This window comes from Sphingobacterium shayense (assembly GCF_013179575.1).
Lineage (GTDB): Bacteria > Bacteroidota > Bacteroidia > Sphingobacteriales > Sphingobacteriaceae > Sphingobacterium > Sphingobacterium shayense.
In genome coordinates, this window is the sequence record NZ_JABMCQ010000008.1 from 26,520 (window position 1) to 48,063 (window position 21,544).

Below are 21,544 nucleotides of genomic sequence, written 5' to 3' on the forward strand. Positions count from 1 at the left end.
AAATTATAAACTAACACCTCGTTTCCAAGGAATAAAATCGTCCTGATTAAGCTGTACCGCTTTAGGTATCACCTCCCCACTAGCGGCTTTAATACAATACTCGAGGATTTCTTCCCCCATTTGCTCAATGGTCTTCTCTCCATCGATCACTGGCCCGGTATTAATATCAATAATATCACCCATCCGGCGGGTAAGCTCGTTGTTCGTAGCCACTTTAATTACTGGGCATATCGGATTTCCTGTTGGCGTTCCAAGCCCTGTGGTGAAAAGTATCAGTGTCGCCCCGGATGCCGCTTTACCTGTTGTAGCCTCCACATCGTTACCAGGAGTGCATACCAAATTTAGTCCCGGTTTCGTCGCTTGCTCGGTATAATCAAGCACGTCTACCACGGGAGAAGTACCCCCCTTTTTTGCTGCTCCGGTGCTCTTTATAGCGTCCGTTATTAAACCGTCGCGTATGTTTCCCGGTGAAGGATTCATGTGAAACCCAGAGCCGACATCTTCTGCCGCCTTGCTATAGGCGCCCATTAATCGAATAAATTTCTTCGCGGCCTCAGGGTCCAACGTCCTGTCAATGAGGTTCTGCTCTGCGCCGCAAAGCTCAGGAAACTCCGCCAGAAGCACTTTTCCCCCTAGAGCGACAAGCAGATCGGAGGTGTATCCTACTGCTGGGTTTGCCGAAATACCGCTAAAGCCATCACTACCTCCGCATTTTACGCCCAAAGTAAGTTTAGAGAGCGGAGCAGGTACTCTTTTGAATTTATTAATCTCTACCAGACCGGCAAAAGTTCTCTGTATGGCTTCTTTTATAAGCGACTCTTCGCTTTTCGATTGCTGCTGTTCGAAGACAAAAAGAGGCTTATCAAACTTTGGGTTCCGCGATTTAATATCACTTATAAGATCACTAAGTTGCAAGTTTTGACACCCTAACGAAAGTACTGTCACACCCGCAACATTGGGATGGTCAGCATAGGCGGCGAGCAATTTACCGAGCACCGCAGCGTCTTGACGAATACCGCCACAGCCTCCTTGGTGATTTAAAAACTTGATACCGTCTACGTTTTCAAATACACGGCTTTTCTTGTGGTTAACCGCCGAGATGCTCTCGATATCTAATTTCTCGATATCGACACCCTCTGCATATGCCGCAAGAAGTTCGTGGGTGAAGTCGCGATATCTTCCCGTTACGGAGTAACCAAGCTCGTTATACAACGCCTCTTTGATCACGTCGAGATTACGGTTTTCACAAAAAACTGTAGGAATGAAAAGCCAGTAGTTCGCTGTCCCGACGCTCCCGTCACTGCGCTGATAACCGGCGAATGTTCTTCCCTCAAAGCGGCTCACGTCAGGTTTCTCCCAATGGTAATTATACGGGCGGAAGGTGTACGGGTCGGCCGCATGTTTGGTATTCTCTGTGGTCATCAATCCTCCACGAGGTATATCATGCTGTGCTTTACCAACAAGAACACCGTACATATAAATCTCACTACCAACCTGCATGTCCTGCATAAAAAACTTATGCTTGGCGGCGATAGCATCCTGCAATTCATACACACTCCCCTCAAACTCGATCCGCTCTCCTTTAGATAGATCCTGCAACGCTACTAACACGTTGTCCTTGGGATGGATCTTTAATATTCTACTTGCCATTCTATATTTAACTTTTCTATTGTCTTTAGTACGCCATCGGCGTTAATCTCTTGCAGATATTGCGTCACGGATTCCTCAAATCCCGGATAGGTCGTCAGATCCATTCCCCACAGGCTGTCTTCACGCAACACCTTCGCTACTACAGTAACGCTATCTCGCCAATATTCGTGTAACACGGAAGCGAACTCGTCCTGCAAAACCACACGCTGCCCACCAAATGTCGCGATATACTTGCCTTCTTCGAGACTGCTATCCATGAATTTAATATACGCGGCAAAACCGAAAGCCATGTAGGCTGGTGATGCCATGTTTTTATTGTACCATTTTTTTAGTAGTGGCACATTGCGCATATTCATTTTCGAGGTATAGTTCATTGCAATATTCTCCCATCGATGGTCGAGAAATGGATTGCTAAAACGGTCGATAACGCTACTTGCAAATTGCGTTACATCGGAAGGTTCGATATAGGCATCTAGAATTGATGGACCTATTTCCTTGTACATTAGATTTTTGACAAAAACACTAAAAGTGTCGCTGCTCATCGACTCCTTCACCACCTGAAAGCCGCTACCGAGTGCTGCTGCACAGCTAAATGTATGCGTACCATTCAAAAGACGAAGTTTTATCTCTTTAAACTTTTCTATAGAAGGGACCAAAACGATGCCTTTATCGACGCTCGCGAAACTCAAACGCTCACGCACCCTAGCCGAGCCTGTTTCAATTGCCCATAGACTGAAGGGCTCGGCCATGATCATGAGCTCGTCGTTGTAGCCTAATTCCGCTTCTGTTTGTTGTTGTTGTTCCAGGGGCAATTTCCCCGGAACGATCCTGTCCACTAATGTATTGCAAAAATCGTTCGCTTGCAGCAGCCATCCTTCAAACTCAGGGCCAAGAAGATTCTGTTTTGCTAGATTCAACAGGATGCTTTTTAACTTGGTCGCATTGTCGGTGATAAGCTCCGTTGGAAGGATAACCAAACCTTTGTCGCCATCGCCTTTGAAGTATTTATACCGCTCGTATAAAAATGCTAAAAGTTTGCCAGGAAACGAAACCGGAGGCTCGTCATTAACACTATCATTACTAAGTACGATACCTACCTCTGTTGTATTGGATAGCACAACCGTGAGCTCCGGATTATGCGCCGATTGTAAAATCTCCTGCCAGTCGTTAGACGCCGCCAATACGCGTGATATGGCGTTATTTACATTGTAGCTTATAACCTGTTTACCGTCCTGAATACCTTTTATGCATAGGGTATAAACACAGTTTTGTTTATCAAAAGCGTCCGCACCTTGAGAAGATGTGGATTTAACCACCAGCACTCGCCCGTTAAAAACTCCTTCCTTGTTGGCTTTATCGATGTAATAGTCAGGAAGGCCTCGCAGCAGTACTCCTGTGCCAAACTGCAACACACGTTCAGGAAGCTCGAACGACTCTTCCGCCGGTAGTGCAATCCCAGGAACATTAATTTTTTCTACATTTTCTTTTGAAAGCAACATGTTATTATTCCGTATTATATTTTTCTTATCTATTTAGATGATTCTTGCTCATTGCTATGCGCTACTTGGCATTTTTTAAAAACCAACTTATTAATTCGGTTGTAGCCGTAAAATTTTGGTACTCTGAAGGCAGCTTGCGTCCGTCTATATATTCATTATATACCCAAGGATCTCCAACGGCGAACACCGTTCCCTTTCCATATTTGGCCGTAGCAATGATAACATCACCATTATCTTCCAAAGCAGTTTTCGCACCAGAGGAGACCTTTATGGTCGAAATTTCTTTAATATATATTTTCTCGGTGTCCTTAAAAATACTGTTGCCTGCAGGTATATTTATTCCCCCTGTTTGGTAATTATTCCCTTGGACACGATTACGGCTGTCTTGGTTGAAGGTTATACCGAATTTCTGCGCTAGGGTATTGAATTTTTCAATCTCGCAATTTCCGGCGTCATTAAGCAACATCACAAGTACTCCGCCCTGTTGCACCCACTGCTCGATTTGGCCAGCGTCTTGTTCATTCATATAGTTGGGTCTCTCTGTTTCCTTTTCCGTGTCTGGGTCCACAATTATATAAACGTCACTCTTAGCGAGGTTGGCACTAGTAGGCGCCTCCTTAAGCGTGTGGAGTTTCGCTCCTTGCTGAGCGAAAAGGCGGCCAAATAGACCAAAACCGTTATTGTCCCATCCGTCCCACAGGTAGTGGTAGGGGAGTAACTCGCCACCTGCGGATTCTTTAAGTTCATTATTATAATAGTTGTCCAGTGTTACTGTATATGCGTGCTTACCTCTTATTCCTTGCAAAAATTCAACTTCAGACGCCGCGCGTATGAAAGCTCCCACTCCCTTAGGGTCGTTCTTCCGAATCGGCTCTGACATATAATAATTAAAACTGCCATCGCGGTACTTCGATCCTCCTAAGCCTGAAACCTCGACAACGCGATTTAAATCAACTTTATCAGCTCCATCTTCGGTTACGAACTCTTTTAATAAACCTTTGTATCCCTTGTCGATATTCTTGACAAATTTATCGGAGACATATCCCCGGCGCACGGCTTTTGCCATAGCATAAACAAACATACTCGAAGCGGACGCTTCCACATAGTTTCCCTTACGCGTACCTAAATCTAGGATATCGTACCATACTGAAGTCTTTGGGTCTTGGTATTTAGCGGCAGCTGTTAAGGTTCGCTCTAAAATTGCTAATAACTCGCCGCGACGAGGATGATCTGTTGGAAAATATTCGAGCACATCTACCAGTCCCATCGAGAACCAGCCCATACCGCGTCCCCAAAAATGCTTAGAAAGACCTGTCTGAGGGTCCGACCATCGTTCTTTACGAGACTCGTCCCATCCATGGTATAATAAACCCGTTTTTTCATCGCGCGCATGGTTTTCCATGTACACAAACTGATTCACCACATCGTCATATATACTGGGGATATTACGTATCGATGCGTATTCGGTGTAGAAGGGTTGCCCCATATACAAACCATCGAGCCACATCTGATAGGGATAAATTTTCTTGTGCCAAAATCCTCCTTCGTTGGTTCTCGGATGGGACTGCAGCTGACCATAAAGTTTGTCTGCTGCCTTCAAATATTTTTGGTTTCCAGTTACCTTATAAAGAAAAAGAAGCGATGTTCCATTTTTCACATGATCAATGTTATACTCTGTAGGGTCATAATTTTTAAGTTCCCCTTCGGGAGTCACAAATTGATCCATCCAAGCCTGGATATAGTTAAAATATTCAGGTTTTCCTGTATTCTTCCAGACTTCTACCATTCCCTCCAGCACAACGCCCATATCATACGTCCATTTCGGGCCTTTCGTTTTGTCTGTAAATTGCGTTCCTTTAAATTGCTTCTCCATAGCCGAAATCGCCATGCGCTCGGAAATTGCTTTGTTCTGCGCAAATCCGAAACTACCTAGCAGAAGCAGACAAAGTGTAAATATTATATTTCTTTTCATGATCTATTCTTCTTAACAAATTTAATTGACTTTTAATGCGCTTTTCGATACTCCAGCACCTATGTCGCTCTTATTCTTTACCGCGCTAAGGTCAACCTCTGTAAGAGACACATCCTCACTATTTTCACCCGTTAGGCTAACCAACAATTCCGTTGTACCACTAGGGCGCAACTGATTAATATGAACATTCTTACTATTGTCAATCGAGATAAGTGGAGCACTGTGGCTAACCTTCAGCTGCACATTTTTCAGACTTATACCCGTCGCCTCGGAAATTTCAATTCCTTTATCCGAAACAATATTGATATTCTCCATGTTAATATTTTTAATGTGCATTTCCGGCAATCCGCGCACGAATATCCCTTTTGCTGCGCCACTAACGCTAACATTGCGGATATCGAAGTTCGCAAAACGAGGCGTTTCTTCACTCACTGGATACGTCACTTTTTTAACTACTGCGGGCTCCTCACCTTCGATAGGCACAGGATCGACCGCCTCATAGTACATATCAAATAAAATTGCTTCTCCAGGAATATCAACCATGTTGATGTTGCTGATAAATATATTCTCTACCAGTCCTCCTCGGCCGCGCTTTGTCTTAAAGCGAAGACCAATATCGGTACCAATAAAAGAACAATCATCTACCCAAATATTACGTGCTCCGCCACTCATCTCGCTTCCTACAACAAAACCACCATGTGCATGATAAACTACACTACGGCGGATAATTACATTTTCGGTAGGCATAGCTCGATCTCTACCCGCTTTATCACGTCCTGACTTTATGCATATACCGTCATCACCGACATCAAAGGTACAGTCTTCAACAAGCACATTTTTACAGGATTCAATATCCACGCCGTCACCATTTTGGGCGTACCATGGATTCCGCACAGTAACATGACGAAGGGTCAAATCTTCGCACATCAATGGGTGTAGATTCCACGCCGGAGAATTTTGAATTGTTACCCCCTCGATAAGCACTCCTTTGCAGGAGGTAAATACCAGTAGGTTTGGTCGTAGAAAATCCTTTACATCAATAAAATCTTCCTTTGTAAGTCCGGGCAACATAGTCCCTTTTTTATTTTCATGCTGACCACGCATTGAGCTCGCCGAAGGGTACCAGATATTCGTTTTCGCATCCACTACGCCACCTGAGGCAACCAGCTTTTTCCACTGCGACTCGGTCAATTTACTCTTTTTGACCATGCGCCAGGCACCGCCACTACCATCGATAATTCCTGCGCCAGTAATGGCTATATTTACGAGATCTTTTCCAGAAATAGGGTTTTGATTACGCCACGAAGGCTCGCCCTCCCAGTTAGATTCTACCAATTTATACTGGTCAAAGTCATCCGAGAACAATAGTACGGCATCCCTTTGGATATGCAGGTTCACGTTACTCTTCATTTCTAGCGGTCCCGTTAGCCATAATCCTGCTGGTACGTTTACCACTGCCCCTCCTTTATTACTAGCAGCAGCAATAGCATCATTAATAGCATCAGTATTCATGAATTGACCGTCACCTTTTGCTCCAAAAGAAGTTATCTGCAGCGTATCGCTGGGGAAACTCACCTGTTTAATTGTTGGTCTTTGTGGCTGCTGTGCCTGCAGGTGAGTGATGCCCATTGTCGAAATAAGGATAAATAATACCCTAAGCTGCATTCCGAATGTTTTCATCTTTTTAATCATCATATATCTGGAATTGGTTAGTTCGCAGCACAAGTCTACACCCTTTGTCTAGCAAAGACAAGGAAAAACTATGCAATCGTTACCGGACTGCAGTTCCTATAGTTCTGTGAACAAATTCCATTCTCAACACTTTCAACCCCGTCATTTTATATATTGATGATTGTAGTTGTATTATCGTACCGATAGCGAAAATCTATCGGCTCGTGAATAACCCTGGTTTATAATAACAAAGTTACAATCTTCTTTTGATCAACTGGTTGAATGGAAATTTAGGCATTAAATTTCGCTTTAGGCGTACTGGAGGTCAAAATTAAAAGCGCAAACGTTATCGATAACGTTTGCGCTCAATTGCGAAACAAGATTTTTAACCCAAATGGGTCGTCGCATTAAACGTTATCAAACTCGATAACCGTTTTTATGCCGGAAAGCAGCGGACGAGATGGGTCCAAGAATAAGCTCGCCGCCTCACCAAAAGGAACTCTATTTGTTATAAACTGGGCTGACTTAATGTCCCCGCTCGACAAGCGCTGCATGACATAATCGAAATCCGAGCTAAGCGCATTTCGGCTGCTCATCAAAGTCCCTTCTCGCTTATGAAACTCGGGGTGAGAAAAGGTGATCTCCTGCTTCTGTAGTCCGACCAATACGTAACGGCCTCCGTGCGCCATAAAAGAAAATGCATTATTGATGGCGACTCTGCTGCCACTAGCATCAAAAACAAGGGGCACCATATCGCCACCAGTAAGGTCAGCTATTTGTTGATGAACATCTTCATCTAAAGCATTAACTACCGCCTCTGCGCCCAACGAGGCGGCCATTGCTAGCCTTTTTTTGTCCATATCTAAAGCGATAACACGAGCTCCTGCTTTACTCGCCAAAGCGATAATCCCTAGTCCAATGGGTCCCGCACCGATAACCAACACGTCTTCGCCTGCAGTTAGTTGACCGCGCTGCAATCCGTGGGCACCAATCGATAAGGGTTCCACGAGTACTAGGTCATCAAAATCAAGCCCTTCTAGCTTACGCACCGACGAAGAGGGGACGACGACATACTCAGCCATAGCCCCGTCTATATGTACGCCCAGCACCCGCATATCACTACTACAGTTCGGCTTACCCATTCGTGAGGCGATGTCTTCTCCTTTAGTAAAATAAGGGATAACGGTTACCTTGTCGCCGACAGAAAAACCCTTCGCATCTCCCTTTATATACTCGGCGGCAACCTCGTGGCCTAGTATTCTAGGGTAGCTAAAAAATGGTTGATTTCCTGAGAAAGCATGGATATCTGTTCCACAAATCCCAATTTTTCTGACTTTCAGCAGCGATTCCCCCGCTGAAGGCTCGGGGATGGCGACTTCAATATATTCAAACTTCCCCGGCTTTAGGCATACTAACTGTCTCATCGTATTCTGTTGTTTTTATTATTTTAGAAACGTCACTAGCGGATCGTTCATTCGTTTCAGTTCTGTTATTACTAGGTCGCTGACGGCTTTAGCCCCAAATCTATTCAAATGAGTGTTATCGATAACACCTTGAGGATAATTTTCGTGCTCGCCTGGCGTTAGCTGTAAAAAGAAATCTTTAGATGACTCTTCTCCCGCCTCTATAAGCATTTGGGAGGTCAGCGCCGTGAGGTCGATAAAAGTGACCCCAAGACTATCGGCCACTTGCTTTACCGCTTTAGGGTACGCCCCATGGGTGTCTACAAGCGTTCCGTTTTGAAACTTACGCCTGGCAATTGGACTTAAGAGCACGGGGGTACCTTTGGCTTCACGTACAGTGTGAACAAAAAAAGCAAGATTCTTTTTGAATTCGTCAATACCCGCTCCAGTCGACGGTTTATGGATTTTTTCATCATTATGTCCAAACTGTATAAACAGATAGTCGCCTGGTTTCATGCTATCGGCAACTGGTGTCCATAAACCACCATGGATAAATGACTTCGTGCTTTTACCGTTGCGCGCTCGGTTGTCAATGTCGATATGCCCATTAAAGGCTTCGGCGAATGCCACGCCCCATCCCGTTTCGGGAAACTTATCGGGCTGCTTAATCGCCATGGTGGAATCACCAATCATCCAAACGGTCGGCTTATCTCTTAGAACCAAAAAACTGGAAAATAGAAATCCCACTAATAGCAGAAACAAAGGAATAGATATCTTTCGATGCATGATCATAAGGTTTACGCCTGTCTTTATGGACACAACGCCATAAACACGTGTAATTTCAGTATTTTTTTTGACGAATACATATCTTTCCGCGCAATCGTTGCCGGCAACGATTGCGCGGTTAACTATTTGGTAAATCTACGAAAATACGTAACCTTGTGTATACCAACAATAAATCTAAAAGGCCACCATGAATAAAAAATATCTACTGCTGTCGATCCTTTTTTATGCATTATTTTGTGAGTATCTACAGGCTCAAAAAGCGCATGTTTCATCCGTCTGGTCAGCGGATCAAGGGAATGGCACCTATAAAAACCCTATTCTACACGCCGATTATTCAGACCCAGACGCTATTCGTGTGGGTGAAGACTACTATATGGTTGCTTCAAGTTTTAACCACGCACCGGGTCTTCCACTTCTGCATTCTAAAGATCTGGTAAACTGGGAGATTATCAACCACGTACTCCCTAGGCAGGTTCCTCTTGAGGTTTTCACAGCAGTACAACACGGTAATGGCGTATGGGCACCTGCTATACGCTTCCATAAAGGGAGTTTCTACGTATACTATCCAGACCCGGATTACGGCATTTATATGACAAAAACCACAGACCCGAAAGGGAAGTGGTCGGAGCCTGTATTGGTTTTTCAGGGAAAGGGGCTAATCGACCCATGTCCGTTCTGGGATGACGACGGCAATAATTACTTAGCCTTCGCCTACGCGGGAAGTCGCGCGGGACTCAAAAGTGTCTTAGCGATTGCTCAACTAAACCCGCAAGGAACCAAAGTCTTAGACCGAGGGCAAATTGTCTATGACGGCCACGAGCTTGATCCAACAATTGAAGGTCCTAAGCTGCACAAGCGCAACGGCTACTATTACCTTTTCGCACCCGCCGGCGGTGTGTCCACGGGCTGGCAGCTAGTGTTAAGGTCAAAAAATATTTATGGCCCTTATGAACGTAGAGTAGTAATGGAGCAAGGTAGCAGCCCCACGAACGGGCCACACCAGGGAGCGTGGGTAGATACACAAACAGGGGAGGACTGGTTTATCCATTTCCAAGATAAAGAGGCTTACGGCCGCATCGTGCATCTCCAACCGATGAAATGGGAAAGCGATTGGCCTGTGATCGGCCTTGAGCGCGGTAAAAAAGGTACCGGAGAACCCGTCCTGAGCTACAAAAAGCCAAATGTAGGTAAGACCTATCCGCCACAAAACCCTGCGGAATCCGATGAATTTGATTCGGTGCAGTTAGGACTACAGTGGCAATGGCAGGCCAATCCTGATGGCACGTGGTTGATGCCGTCTAGCCAAGGAAATTTAATTCTTTACACGAAACAGACTCCGAGTGCCCAAGGAACAAACCTTCTTGACGTCCCAAATATCTTGACGCAAAAATTTCCTGCCGAATCGTTTCGAGCGACCACAAAAATTCAGCTGGTTGGCAGCGACAAAATTGATGAAGAACGAGCCGGCTTTGCTATTATTGGAGAGGATTACAGCCAGTTATATATCAAGAGTGAAAAAGGAAAACAGGCCCTTTATTACGGTTCGTGTAAAAATGGGCTAACCGGAGGAACGGAATCCGCGAACTTAATTGCGTCCCTGCCTGGCGAGGGGTATGTCTACTTACGTGTAGAAGTTCGTCCGGGAGGAATTTGCAACTGGTTCTACAGCACAGACGATAAGAAATACAAAAGGGTAGGAGAAGCGTTTACTGCTAGAGCTGGCAAATGGATCGGAGCAACCGTAGGGCTCTATGCCAGCCGCGATATGACGATCAATGACAGTGGATACGCTAAAGTTGATTGGTTTCACGTTGAACCATTAAATTAGTCAAAAATGAAGTTTTTAACATGTTTAACCCTAGCGCTTTATTTTCTGATAAACTCAACGCATCACGCTATTGCGCAAACCACAGATAATCGATATGAACTTACCGTTGCCTTAGATGGCAGTGGCGACTGCACCAGTATTCAAGAGGCGATAAACAAGGTTCGTGACCATGCAGAACGTCGCGTTGTTATCCACATTAAGGCCGGTACCTATAATGAAAAAGTTGTCATTCCGTCCTTCAAGCGGAATATTACGCTGAGAGGCGATGGTGCCGAGCGAACCGTCATCACAAATAATGACCATACAGGGAAGCCCTTCCGTGGCATTGACGTGACGGGCGACCCCAATTACAGCACCTATACATCATACACATTGTTGGTCGCTGCGTCCGATTGTACCCTTGAAGATCTAACTGTACAAAATTCCTCTGGCAGGGTCGGCCAAGGAGTGGCTTTACATACGGAGGGAGACCGCATCGCTATTCGTCGATGCCGAATCCTTGGGAACCAAGATACCCTTTATCTAGCACGGGGGGGATCCAGGGTATATTTGGAAAAATGTTTTATTAACGGAACAACAGATTTTATATTCGGCGCCGCTACAGCCTATTTTTTCGACTGTGAGATTCAGAGTTTAGCAAATTCCTATATAACGGCTGCTTCTACGCAGGAAGAAGAACCCTATGGTTTTGTTTTCAGAGATTGCTCGCTGCTGGCTAAAGACGATCAGGTCGACCGAGTGTATCTTGGAAGGCCGTGGCGACCACATGCCAAAACTGTGTTTATAGATACCAAAATGGGGAAACATATCACCGCTGCGGGCTGGCATGCTTGGCCTGGCGATAAGAACTTCCCCAACAAAGAGCGAACTGCTCTTTATGCGGAGTATGGCAGTATATTAACGGACAACGGCAATACGAATGACCGCGTTATGTGGGCCACGAAGCTCCGTAAAGAAGACTTAAGCGAATATACGCTACAAAAAGTACTAAGGGGCTGGACGCCAGAACACTAAACGAACATGGCCATGTTGAAAACAATTTTGAGCGCCGCAACTTATCTTTTTATTCCTCTAAGTGTATTTTCACAGCCGTCCTATCCGCGCGATACGAGCTTTACGATTCAAACAACCTACCGAAAAGAAATACAATATCGGCCCTACATTAGAATTGCAGAAGCACCTGTTTCCCGTCGTATTCACGAACAATATGGTGTTTCCTACAAAAGAATTGGAGATAGAGCATTGACTCTTGACATCCTTTCTCCTAAAAACTCGGCGAATAAAAAATATCCGGGAATTATTCTAATTCACGGGGGAGGCTGGAGCTCCGGAGAAAAATCACAGATGCATACCCTGGGAAAAGATCTTGCGGACAGGGGATACATTTGTTACGCCGTAAGTTACCGGTTAACGCCAGAAGCCCCTTATCCCGCTGCGGTGCTGGATATCAAGGATGCTATTTCTTGGCTAAAGCAGTCCGGAACGCAAGCTAATCTAGACACAAGTAAAATTGTCGCGCTAGGCACTTCTGCCGGAGGACAACTTGCGGCACTTCTAGGCACCACCAATAGAAAAACCACCTTCGCCCAACAGCGTGTGGGAGAACCAAGTGTAAGCACTGTTCAAGCGGTCGTTAACATTGATGGCATACTTGCTTTTCACCACCCCGAATCTGCGGAAGGGAAATCCGCTTCAGCCTGGCTTTTAGGAAATTACACCGAAAGTCCCTCGAACTGGAATGAAGCTTCCGCACTAAGCCACGTTTCTCCAAATAGCGCCCCAATCTTATTTTTAAACAGCTCAAATCCCCGCTTTCATGCAGGAAGGGACGACATGATTAAAAAATTTGATCGATACGGGGTATACAGCGAGGTCCATGAGTTCGCAGATAGCCCACACCCTTTCTGGTTTTTCGAGCCATGGTATACCCCAATGGTTAGAAAGATCGAAGCCTTTCTTAATCGGGTTTTAACAACTTACCCCAACAATTAAAAGGTTCAACGAATGCTTAACCGCAGAAATACAGATATGACAATCCACGATGCTATACTTTCCGCTCACCTCCCAATAGGCGGTAAACGATATCCGAAGCAGGGGGCATGTCTAGAAGCGGCGTTTCAAGAAACCGGCTGTCGGTTTCTCGGTGCTTGGCATAAAAAACCATTCATTATTACAACCGTTCCAATACACCCTTCCGTTTGACAATGTTTTTGTAATCCCATTGGATGTCTCTCGATTTCTCGATCCAGCGCTGCAAATCTTCAACGTTAATTTCTTCTATAGCATTATAAAAAATAGAAGAATCTTTAAATTTCTGGCCCTTAATATTTAATTTTTCTTCTCCAAAATCAGCTCCGCTCCAGAACATGAGCCGTATCCCTTTCTTCTGTTTGCTATAGCCGACTATCGGATTTCCTTCTAAAAACCAAACGGGACTTCCATGCCAAATTTTCACCTTCCCATCGGGAAGATGTTTAGCGATTTCCGTTGCCAGCACATTGCAAATGGACATGTCTTGCCCCGCTTGAGAATTGTTATAAGCAGAGACCTCTTTTAAGAATGTTGCTGCCATATCCGTTATTTTTCCAAAGTTGACAGTAGCTCATCTAATTGTTCAAAATCGAGAGTCATACCTTCTTTAAAGCCCATATCCATCTCCTTTTCAAGACCATCAATCGAATCATAAGTCAGGAGCATCTCAACACGAACTTTATTGTCGTCCGCTATAAAAGTGTTCTCCCACAAATTTTGAGGGAACGCTGGATTTAAAACACCATTTTCGTCACTAAAGCCTCCTTTAGAGGAAAAATATTTTTCCTTCATGATCGAAACGAAATTTGTTTTACTCCAATGCTTCTCTCCCTCAGGTCCTACCATTGCATAGAGCCAGAACCCTCCCTCGCGAAAGTCCATGGTCTTTGTTTCAGCTCGCCAAGGCTGGGGGCCCCACCATCGGTCTAGTAGTTCTGGATCAGTCCATGCTTGCCATACCAGCCCAAGGTGGGCATTAAATTCACGAGAGATATGAATTGTCTTGTGTTCCTTGTTGACAATGAAGTCAAATACTAGTTTGTTTTTCATCTTATTATTTTTTTAAAGTGAGTAATAATCTGTCCAAATTTTTAAGGTGTGACGAAAAACCTTTCTTGTGACTGTCTGTCGCCATTCTGTCAAACATCGCCGGGCTTCCATATTTCTCGGTTATCGTTACAAGTGTTTTGCTGTCTGTATGCCTGAAATCAACAGTACATTCCGTCCGGGGAAAGGACGGATCAAGGGTTCCATCTTTGTCACTGAATGCCCGCAGTTCCGTAAAGCTTTTATGAGTTTCAATTTTTATATAATCGTACCTGCTCCAATGTTTTTGCCCCTGAGGACCTATTAAGGAATAAAGCCAAAAACCACCCTCTTTGAAATCCATCGTTTTAGTTTCTATTTTGTATGGGTTTGGGGCGCACCACTGATCTAACAACAGCGCCGTTGTCCACCCTTTCCAAACCAAATCGTGGTTCGCGTTAAACTCGCGCTTTATGATGATGGTTTTCTGTTTTTCATCTACAATAAACTCGAATAATAAATTGCTGTTCATAACTGTGTTTTATTATTTTAAAAATAAATAATCCGATTTCGTGTCATTTAATAAACCTTGAAATCACATCTATCATTTCGCGACTAGACCCTTAAACCAACTAATAATCCGCTGTCTATTTTTACTGTTCTTTTATTGTTGCCAGTAAGTTGTCTAGTTGATCGAAACGTGTTTCCCAGATTTTTCGAAACTGTTCTAGCCATTGGTCGATTTCTTTCATTTTGTCGATTTCGAGCTTATAGTAAATCTCGCGACCTTTTTGCTCTTGCTTCACTAGCGCACACTCTGTCAGAATTCGCAGATGTTTGGAAACCGACTGACGGGAGGTATGGAAATGTTCAGCTATACTATTGGGTGTCATAGCATGCATCGCAATTAGCGTGAGAATCGCCCGTCTTGTTGGATCCGCAATAGCTTGAAAAATATCCCTTCTCATTTGTTTATAGTTTTAATTATGCAACCGTTTGATTTCAAATATACACGCAACCGTTTGGTTTCGCAAATTTTTTAACTATTTTTTTCTTTTTGTCTTCTTAAAACCATAAATAAAACAACGCATTGAGCAAAAACATTGCACCTTTCTTTATCAAGGGGTTTAGGACGTAACTGCCAGTACCGCCCCTGGCTTCTTGCAGGCGAACGTATCGTATCGTGTGTTCTGGAGCGTCTTTTTCAGAAAAACTTATTTAGGAATCTTTACGGAAAGGTGAAAGATATTTCCCACTCAATTTTTTGTAACTTTATATGGGTCAACGTAAAGTTCAGAATTTATTAGATGGCTATGGCACACAACACGACAAGTAACAACAATTCCTATCTTCCAGTAGCCTGGGAGTACCGTGAACTCGTTGAAGAGCAAATTCTCAAAAGAACCGTTGGAAAAGTCTTTTACTTTGGACACGAAAATACAATCGAAGAAGTTCAGGGAGAGATCAAAGAAATAACCGACGAAAAGGTGTTGGGAGTATTCATTGTAATGGATAGTCGACTTCGGATACGGATAGACCGCATCATTACCTTCTTCGGAAAGATCGGACCTGCGTACGAAGAATATAACGCTTACGCGGACGCATGTATGGACTGCTCTGGCGGCTACACAAAGGAGGAGCTGGAAAATATGTAAACTGCTGCATTTTTGCAGCTCTCCCATACCCAAATGAGGGTTTCACCTTAATTAGTTTATTACTTTACGGGATAACCATCTCAAGTGCTAAAGCGAAGGAAACTTTGTCGACTGTTTTTACAAGTCTTTAAATTCGCTTCCTGTCTCGCTATTCTCACTAACGGCTCAATGAAGATTGGCATCAAACTCTTGCTAACACACGTTTTGACCCGATGTTATTCAATCTTATTTAGTTAGATGAAGCTGAACAAAACCGTCTTTATGTTTGTGTTCTTTATGTTTAAACTTTGAGTTCAATTCACTATTGTTTCCTAAAACAGCTCCAGCGCCGGTGATTAATGGATTGACGTTAAAATAAACATCTGTAACCAAATCTTTGTCGATAAAGGCATTGAAAGTACCAGCTCCGCCTCCAATTACGATTTCCTCCACCCCTTTTTTAGACATATATTCAACAGCTTCTTCTGGACTTTCCACAGTCTTGTAACCATCAGCTGTATAAGGATTATGAGATAATATGATGATTTCTATTCCGTCAAAAAGTTCTTTTACTTCTGTTGGAAATGTTAAAAAATTTTCAAACGTTCTTAATCCTATCACAACGTTTCCAACCTTTCTTACAAATTGTACGTAGAATCCCATTGCCTCTGGCGGCAGCTGGTGATGCGGGTTATCGGTTATTAAGATTCTTCCGTTAGCCGAAATGTTTGCGATTACAGTTACTTTCATATTGTTTTGTTTTTTTAATTTCTGACTACAAAACTATTGGATATTAGATTTATATTTACTATTCATTACCTATAGGAAAGTAACTTTGTTATGAGCAACAAGAAGGGTGACATTAATAAAAAAAATATATTGGCATTAAGAGATGGGATTGAACTATTGAGGGGCAAATGGAAATTTTGCATCCTGCATAATTTACAGAACCACGGCACAATGAGGTTTAAAGATTTGCAAGAGATGGCTCTGGGAATAAGCCCCAAAGTTCTATCCAAAGAGTTGAAAGAATTGGAAGATAATTTGCTGATTACTCGAACCGTTAATAACACAAAACCTATTACCGTTTCTTATGCACTTACAGCACATGCAAAAGAAACAGAAGAAGTTGTCAATGCTTTAATTAAATTTGGACTAAAGCATAGAAACAAAATTAAAACAAAATGACGTCTCTATATTGATTCAGCTTTACCATTCTCAAAATATATAACATTGAAATTTTTATCTTTCCCTTACCGCAGTGTTATTGTCGATATTTGATTTTTAAATAAGAAAAACAGATAAGGCATTGCAAAGTGTCGTAGATATCCCGAAACCGTAAAAAGAAAATGAAATCAGCACGCAGCCAGCCGTTATTTGTTCGAAATTTTCCACAAAATGGATTATGACGGAAAAACTTATCGAATCACACACACGAGCGGAATCCCCAATCGTTCATATAAAAAGACGGATTGTTCGAAAAAAACCGGACAAACGAAATATACCTCATTTGTCCGGTCTAGTAGCCCCGAGCAGAATCGAACTGCTATCAAATGTTTAGGAAACATCTATTCTATCCGTTGAACTACGGGGCCATATTAATCTGCAGCAAAAATACCTATTTTTTTGTCCGTTTTACAATAATTAAAAACTATAACAATCCCGAGAATAAAATAGATTATAACTATATAGTATTGCTAATATCGATTCTTTTAAACTGTTTAAAAGACTACTTTTGTAACACAAAAAGAAAGATTAAATATTATGAGTTTTACAGGTAAAAATTTCCCTAACATTGCGGTTGACGCAATCGATTATTTAGGTGACAACTTCACACTTAACATTTTTGAAAAAGCAAAATCTGAAGGCAAAAAAGTATTATTATTTTGGTACCCGAAAGACTTTACATTTGTTTGTCCAACAGAATTACACGCTTTCCAAGAAGCTTCTGAAGAATTAGCAAAAAGAAATACAATCATTGTGGGAGCATCATGCGATTCTGCGGAAGTTCATTTTGCTTGGTTAAACACAGCGAAAGACAATGGTGGAATAGAAGGTGTTGAATACCCTATCATTGCCGATACTAACCGCAATCTTTCAAGCGTATTAGGTATTTTAGAAATGAAAGAAGTAGAACATCCTGAATACGGTACTTTAGTAGAAGGATCCGCAGTGAGCTACCGCGCGACGTATCTTATCGATGAAGACGGTAAAGTGTTCCACGAATCAGTAAACGATATGCCTTTAGGCCGTAACGTAAAAGAGTTTATCCGTTTGATCGATGCTTATGCTCACGTTCAAAAACACGGAGAAGTTTGTCCTGCAAACTGGGAAGAAGGAAAAGACGCAATGAGCGCTACACGTGAAGGCGTTGCTTCATACCTTTCTGCAAACTAATAATTTGTACTTAACACAATTGGAGAGGAAAAGCCTTCCTCTCCATTATTAAAATATTATATCATGCTACAAGAACTAGAAAATGACTCTTTACAAGAATTTGTAAATAGTAATGAAACTGTATTGGTCCAATATTCTGCATCTTGGTGTGGGAACTGCCGTATCATGAAGCCTAAATTCAAAAAAATGGCTACAGAGAACGAAAACGTATCATTTGTAATCGTTGATGCAGAGAAATTTCCAGAATCAAGAAAACTTGCAAATGTGGACAACCTTCCGACTTTCGCCGCATTTAAAAACGGGAAATTGGTAAATCAGGTACAAACAAACAAAATTGATGGATTAACGAATTTATTAAATGAAGTTACCAGTAATTAAGCATTTATTAGAGTTTATCGAGCAAAATGATGCTGACTTTGTATTGGAATCAATCGAAACATTAGAAGCTCTGACGGAAGTCCCTTCACTCAAAGACGAGGAACTCGACGTCATCGGAGAATTGATCTCAAACATGTATGGTGCCATTGAGGTTGACAAATTAATAAAAGGTGGCGCGTCTAAAAAAGATGCATTAAATAGTTTTATGAAACGCGTATTGGGTTCAATCGACCAGTAATCGGCTCCTTTTAGCAAATGAGATTTTTCTCCGGTTGTTCATAACTTCACTCGTGTGGAAAAGTTTTGTATATGGACACGGAAATCTTATTTATTTTAATCCTACTTTTACTAACACTAAAGGTTACTATTTTAAAACTGTCGACTATTACTATTTGGTTTTTACAAAATTCACGGGGTGGATTGGAAGTTTTAGACAAAAGATTTTTAATTGTTGGTAAAAGGAATCAAATGGCGATTTGATTCCTTTTATTTTTTTAACTCCTCAGAAAAAATCATCCCTCAATCAGTCAAAAAAAACAATTCACAAAAACCACCGCTGCGTCATTAAAAATAATTCCTATTTTTAGGGCTATGTGCAGAAACTTTTTTTCCCTACTCGCATCCTTTTTCGTTGCCAACTTTGTATTCGCTCAATCAGCGATTCCACTTAATTCCTCTGAAATCTTACTCAAGATGGAACGACTGAATGTACTTGGCACAGCTCTTTATTTTGCCGCGCATCCAGATGATGAGAATACAAAACTAATTGCTTATCTCGCTTCAGAGCGAAAAGTCCGAACCGCCTACCTTTCCCTGACTAGGGGTGATGGAGGACAAAATCTTATCGGCACGGAGCAGGGCGTAGAACTTGGTTTAATCCGTACGCAAGAGCTTTTACAAGCTCGCGGGGTAGATGGTGGTGAACAGTATTTTTCCTCAGCATACGATTTTGGCTTTTCAAAAACGCACGACGAAACTTTCCGCTTCTGGCAAAAACAAGAAGTATTACGCGAAGCCGTTTGGTTGATACGAAAATTACAGCCCGATATAATTATAACGCGTTTTCCACCAGATGAAAGAGGGGGGCATGGGCATCATCAGGCTTCAGCCATACTGGCGCAACTTGCTTATTCGGCAGCGGCCGATCCAAAAATGTTTCCCGATCAATTGAATCTAGTTTCCCCCTGGAAGGCAACTAGACTAGTCTGGAATACCGCGAACTTTATGCGTATGCAGGGCAGCGACGGGCAACTAAAAATCGATATTGGAGCGTTTAATCCTTTAATTGGAAAATCGTACGGGGAAATATCTGCAATCAGTAGATCGCAACACAAAAGTCAGGGATTCGGATCCGGTGCTACGAACGGGCTCTCTGTGGAGTCTTTTGAACATGTTGACGGGCAGCGTGCTACCGACGATTTGTTTGACGCGGTGGATTTATCGTGGCGCAGGGTTCCTAATTCAGAAAACCTACAGCTTCTTGTCGACCAATTGATAAAAAACTATGCCGCAAATAGCCCGCAAAAATCGATACCCCGCTTAGCAGAACTATGGAAGGCACTACAAAAGCTACAGGATGGTTATTGGAAAGTCCGCAAGACCCAGGAAGTGGAAAAGTTACTTCTTGCGTGCGCCGGAATAAAAATTGAGTCAATAGCTGACCAGCACCGAGTCGCCCAAGGAGAAAGTGTCTCCTTCAACACAGAGATTATAGTCCGTAGTCCATCGGTAGCAGTCACCCTTAAGGCTATCAACAAAAAAGTGTTAGAAAAGGAAATCCCTTTTAATGAGACACTAAAGCTTGAAGCAAGCTACACTGCAAATAATATTACACAACCCTACTGGCTCGAAAAACCGGTAGGAAAAGGAAAATTTGAGGTTGAACCTACGAAGGTCGGATTTCCAATGAATCCGGACCTACCCAGCAGTGATGTGACCCTTTTAATTGAGGGTATTTCTTTGACGGTCAACACGCCAATCCAATATAGAAAGGTAGATCCTGTTCGAGGGGAGGTCTATTCTTTTCTGGAAGTCGTCCCGCAAATAACGGCCTCTTTAACAAGCAATCACCTAGTAAAAAAAGGTACCCCCAAGACCGTCGACATCCAATTTACAAACAACACTTCTGCAGCCAAACAGGCGACGATTGCAGTTAAATTATCAGCAAAGGAATGGAAAGCTACTCCAAATGAAATAACATTAAACTTCGACGGAACAAACCCCGTCGTATCCGAAAAAATACAGGTCGAGAGCCTTGCGAGTGAAAACATAGGTAATGCTACACTTAGCCTAAGCTATCAAGGAGACGAAATAAAGGATCTCCATCAGATCCGTTATGACCATATCGCACCACAGGTGTGGTTTCCTCCCACTTTTGCGACATTACGTCCAATTGAACTTATAAATCCGGTGGAACGCGTTGCTTATATTGCTGGTGCCGGCGACCTGGTTCCCGACGCCCTCCGCAACATAGGAACCCATGTAGACATCATCGATGTAAAGAAACTCTCGCTCGAGCAACTTAAAAATTACCAAGCGCTAATTTTTGGGGTCCGAGCTATGAATGTCAACCCTCATATTGCATCGAAGCTTCCAATTGTATATGAATATGTGGAACAAGGTGGCGTCGTTCTGATGCAATACAATGTAAATAGCCGATTACAAAAGGATAACTTCGGACCAAAACCATTTACTATTAGCCGTGCCCGGGTAACTGAAGAGGATGCGAAAGTCAAATTCCTCAACCCATCTGACAGAGTATGGAACTATCCGAATCAAATAACATCAAAAGACTTCGATGGTTGGGTACAAGAAAGAGGCTTATACTTTGCGCAAGACATCGACCCTGCATATACGACGCCCTTAGTAATGTCTGATACAGGAGAGGACGCCCACAATGGGTCATTACTTATTTTAAAACTAGGAAAAGGAAAATTTGTATATACTTCGTTATCTTTTTTCAGACAATTACCCGCCGGAGTTCCCGGAGCTAATAGATTATTTGTAAATTTGTTAACGAAATAAAAATAAGACATAAATATCTAATGGAAAATCAAGTAGAAAACAACGAACAATTAAACGACAAAGGTCTTATCCTTGTGATTGGAACTGTATTTGGAGCCTTAATATCTATTGTAACCACCGGTACAATTTTAGGTTTTATCATCGGTGCTGCTATCGGATTAATTTTCGCTATTTTCTTTATTAGCGCATTCCTTCCACATAAACCACATGACAGATAGGAAGTTTCCGCCTTTAGAAAAAAGCTG

At 42.7% G+C, this 21,544-nt stretch carries 22 protein-coding genes and 1 tRNA gene; 11 read left to right on the forward strand and 12 right to left on the reverse strand.

What is annotated here, in order from left to right; genetic code table 11:
- Positions 1 to 3 precede the first annotated feature (3 nt).
- The 6 genes from HP439_RS02220 to HP439_RS02245 form a co-directional block, all read right to left on the reverse strand.
- Positions 4 to 1,650, reverse strand: coding sequence for a UxaA family hydrolase (locus HP439_RS02220; protein WP_172388716.1), 1,647 nt, complete (start codon positions 1,648 to 1,650; stop codon positions 4 to 6).
- On the reverse strand, positions 1,632 to 3,149 hold the full coding sequence (locus HP439_RS02225) for a tagaturonate reductase (RefSeq protein ID WP_172388717.1): 1,518 nt from the start codon (positions 3,147 to 3,149) through the stop codon (positions 1,632 to 1,634). The genes HP439_RS02220 and HP439_RS02225 overlap by 19 nt, the downstream gene beginning before the upstream one ends.
- 61 nt (positions 3,150 to 3,210) lie before the next feature.
- The gene (locus HP439_RS02230; protein ID WP_172388718.1) at positions 3,211 to 5,121 is read right to left on the reverse strand and encodes a glycoside hydrolase family 88/105 protein; all 1,911 of its coding nucleotides are present in this window, start codon (positions 5,119 to 5,121) and stop codon (positions 3,211 to 3,213) included.
- A gap of 21 nt (positions 5,122 to 5,142) precedes the next feature.
- Positions 5,143 to 6,801: a glycoside hydrolase family 28 protein gene (locus HP439_RS02235; RefSeq protein WP_172388719.1), complete on the reverse strand. Its 1,659-nt coding sequence runs from the start codon at positions 6,799 to 6,801 to the stop codon at positions 5,143 to 5,145.
- 398 nt (positions 6,802 to 7,199) lie between these two features.
- A complete protein-coding gene (locus HP439_RS02240) occupies positions 7,200 to 8,216 on the reverse strand; it encodes a zinc-binding alcohol dehydrogenase family protein (RefSeq protein WP_172388720.1) in 1,017 nt (338 codons plus the stop codon).
- An 18-nt stretch (positions 8,217 to 8,234) separates the two neighbouring features.
- Positions 8,235 to 8,981 (reverse strand): rhamnogalacturonan acetylesterase, encoded by a 747-nt coding sequence (locus HP439_RS02245; RefSeq protein ID WP_172388721.1) that lies wholly within the window; start codon positions 8,979 to 8,981, stop codon positions 8,235 to 8,237.
- A 187-nt stretch (positions 8,982 to 9,168) separates the two neighbouring features.
- Here HP439_RS02245 and HP439_RS02250 point away from each other — a divergent pair, with 187 nt between their 5' ends.
- From HP439_RS02250 to HP439_RS02265, 4 genes are read left to right on the forward strand one after another with little or no spacing between them, the layout of a single operon-like run.
- Complete coding sequence (locus tag HP439_RS02250; RefSeq protein ID WP_172388722.1) at positions 9,169 to 10,809, forward strand: glycoside hydrolase family 43 protein; 1,641 nt, start codon at positions 9,169 to 9,171, stop codon at positions 10,807 to 10,809.
- A gap of 6 nt (positions 10,810 to 10,815) precedes the next feature.
- Complete coding sequence (locus HP439_RS02255) at positions 10,816 to 11,823, forward strand: pectinesterase family protein (protein ID WP_172388723.1); 1,008 nt, start codon at positions 10,816 to 10,818, stop codon at positions 11,821 to 11,823.
- Between the two features lie 12 nt (positions 11,824 to 11,835).
- Complete coding sequence (locus HP439_RS02260; RefSeq protein WP_172388724.1) at positions 11,836 to 12,801, forward strand: alpha/beta hydrolase; 966 nt, start codon at positions 11,836 to 11,838, stop codon at positions 12,799 to 12,801.
- Between the two features lie 12 nt (positions 12,802 to 12,813).
- Positions 12,814 to 13,011 carry a hypothetical protein gene (locus HP439_RS02265; RefSeq protein WP_172388725.1) on the forward strand — a complete coding sequence of 66 codons (198 nt, stop codon included), beginning with the start codon at positions 12,814 to 12,816 and terminating at the stop codon, positions 13,009 to 13,011.
- Here the strand turns inward: HP439_RS02265 and HP439_RS02270 are convergent.
- The 4 genes from HP439_RS02270 to HP439_RS02285 all read right to left on the reverse strand — a co-directional run bounded on the left by HP439_RS02270 (position 12,980) and on the right by HP439_RS02285 (position 14,834).
- Complete coding sequence (locus HP439_RS02270; RefSeq protein WP_172388726.1) at positions 12,980 to 13,381, reverse strand: DUF1801 domain-containing protein; 402 nt, start codon at positions 13,379 to 13,381, stop codon at positions 12,980 to 12,982. The genes HP439_RS02265 and HP439_RS02270 overlap by 32 nt on opposite strands.
- Positions 13,382 to 13,386: 5 nt before the next feature.
- On the reverse strand, positions 13,387 to 13,890 hold the full coding sequence (locus tag HP439_RS02275) for an SRPBCC family protein (protein ID WP_172388727.1): 504 nt from the start codon (positions 13,888 to 13,890) through the stop codon (positions 13,387 to 13,389).
- 4 nt (positions 13,891 to 13,894) lie between these two features.
- Positions 13,895 to 14,398 carry an SRPBCC family protein gene (locus HP439_RS02280; RefSeq protein ID WP_172388728.1) on the reverse strand — a complete coding sequence of 168 codons (504 nt, stop codon included), beginning with the start codon at positions 14,396 to 14,398 and terminating at the stop codon, positions 13,895 to 13,897.
- Between the two features lie 121 nt (positions 14,399 to 14,519).
- Positions 14,520 to 14,834, reverse strand: a complete 315-nt coding sequence (locus HP439_RS02285) for an ArsR/SmtB family transcription factor (RefSeq protein WP_172388729.1) — start codon at positions 14,832 to 14,834, stop codon at positions 14,520 to 14,522.
- A gap of 345 nt (positions 14,835 to 15,179) precedes the next feature.
- On the opposite strand from HP439_RS02285, the gene HP439_RS02290 reads away from it, so the two are divergent.
- Entirely contained in the window at positions 15,180 to 15,521 is a 342-nt protein-coding gene (locus HP439_RS02290; protein WP_172388730.1) for a hypothetical protein, read from the forward strand.
- Between the two features lie 225 nt (positions 15,522 to 15,746).
- Here the strand turns inward: HP439_RS02290 and HP439_RS02295 are convergent, their stop codons facing one another.
- On the reverse strand, positions 15,747 to 16,250 hold the full coding sequence (locus HP439_RS02295) for a dihydrofolate reductase family protein (RefSeq protein WP_172388731.1): 504 nt from the start codon (positions 16,248 to 16,250) through the stop codon (positions 15,747 to 15,749).
- Between the two features lie 90 nt (positions 16,251 to 16,340).
- Between HP439_RS02295 and HP439_RS02300 the strand changes: the two genes are divergently transcribed.
- Complete coding sequence (locus tag HP439_RS02300; protein ID WP_172388732.1) at positions 16,341 to 16,688, forward strand: winged helix-turn-helix transcriptional regulator; 348 nt, start codon at positions 16,341 to 16,343, stop codon at positions 16,686 to 16,688.
- 335 nt (positions 16,689 to 17,023) lie between these two features.
- Here the strand turns inward: HP439_RS02300 and HP439_RS02305 are convergent.
- A tRNA-Arg gene (locus HP439_RS02305) sits at positions 17,024 to 17,095 on the reverse strand.
- A gap of 169 nt (positions 17,096 to 17,264) precedes the next feature.
- Between HP439_RS02305 and HP439_RS02310 the strand changes: the two genes are divergently transcribed.
- The 5 genes from HP439_RS02310 to HP439_RS02330 all read left to right on the forward strand — a co-directional run bounded on the left by HP439_RS02310 (position 17,265) and on the right by HP439_RS02330 (position 21,517).
- Positions 17,265 to 17,897 carry a peroxiredoxin gene (locus HP439_RS02310; protein WP_172388733.1) on the forward strand — a complete coding sequence of 211 codons (633 nt, stop codon included), beginning with the start codon at positions 17,265 to 17,267 and terminating at the stop codon, positions 17,895 to 17,897.
- Between the two features lie 63 nt (positions 17,898 to 17,960).
- Positions 17,961 to 18,275 (forward strand): thioredoxin family protein, encoded by a 315-nt coding sequence (locus tag HP439_RS02315; RefSeq protein ID WP_172388734.1) that lies wholly within the window; start codon positions 17,961 to 17,963, stop codon positions 18,273 to 18,275.
- The gene (locus HP439_RS02320) at positions 18,256 to 18,513 is read left to right on the forward strand and encodes a DUF6952 family protein (protein WP_172388735.1); all 258 of its coding nucleotides are present in this window, start codon (positions 18,256 to 18,258) and stop codon (positions 18,511 to 18,513) included. The genes HP439_RS02315 and HP439_RS02320 overlap by 20 nt, the downstream gene beginning before the upstream one ends.
- 455 nt (positions 18,514 to 18,968) lie before the next feature.
- Positions 18,969 to 21,299: a PIG-L family deacetylase gene (locus tag HP439_RS02325; protein WP_246229179.1), complete on the forward strand. Its 2,331-nt coding sequence runs from the start codon at positions 18,969 to 18,971 to the stop codon at positions 21,297 to 21,299.
- A gap of 20 nt (positions 21,300 to 21,319) precedes the next feature.
- Positions 21,320 to 21,517 carry a hypothetical protein gene (locus tag HP439_RS02330; protein WP_172388737.1) on the forward strand — a complete coding sequence of 66 codons (198 nt, stop codon included), beginning with the start codon at positions 21,320 to 21,322 and terminating at the stop codon, positions 21,515 to 21,517.
- Positions 21,518 to 21,544 lie beyond the last annotated feature (27 nt).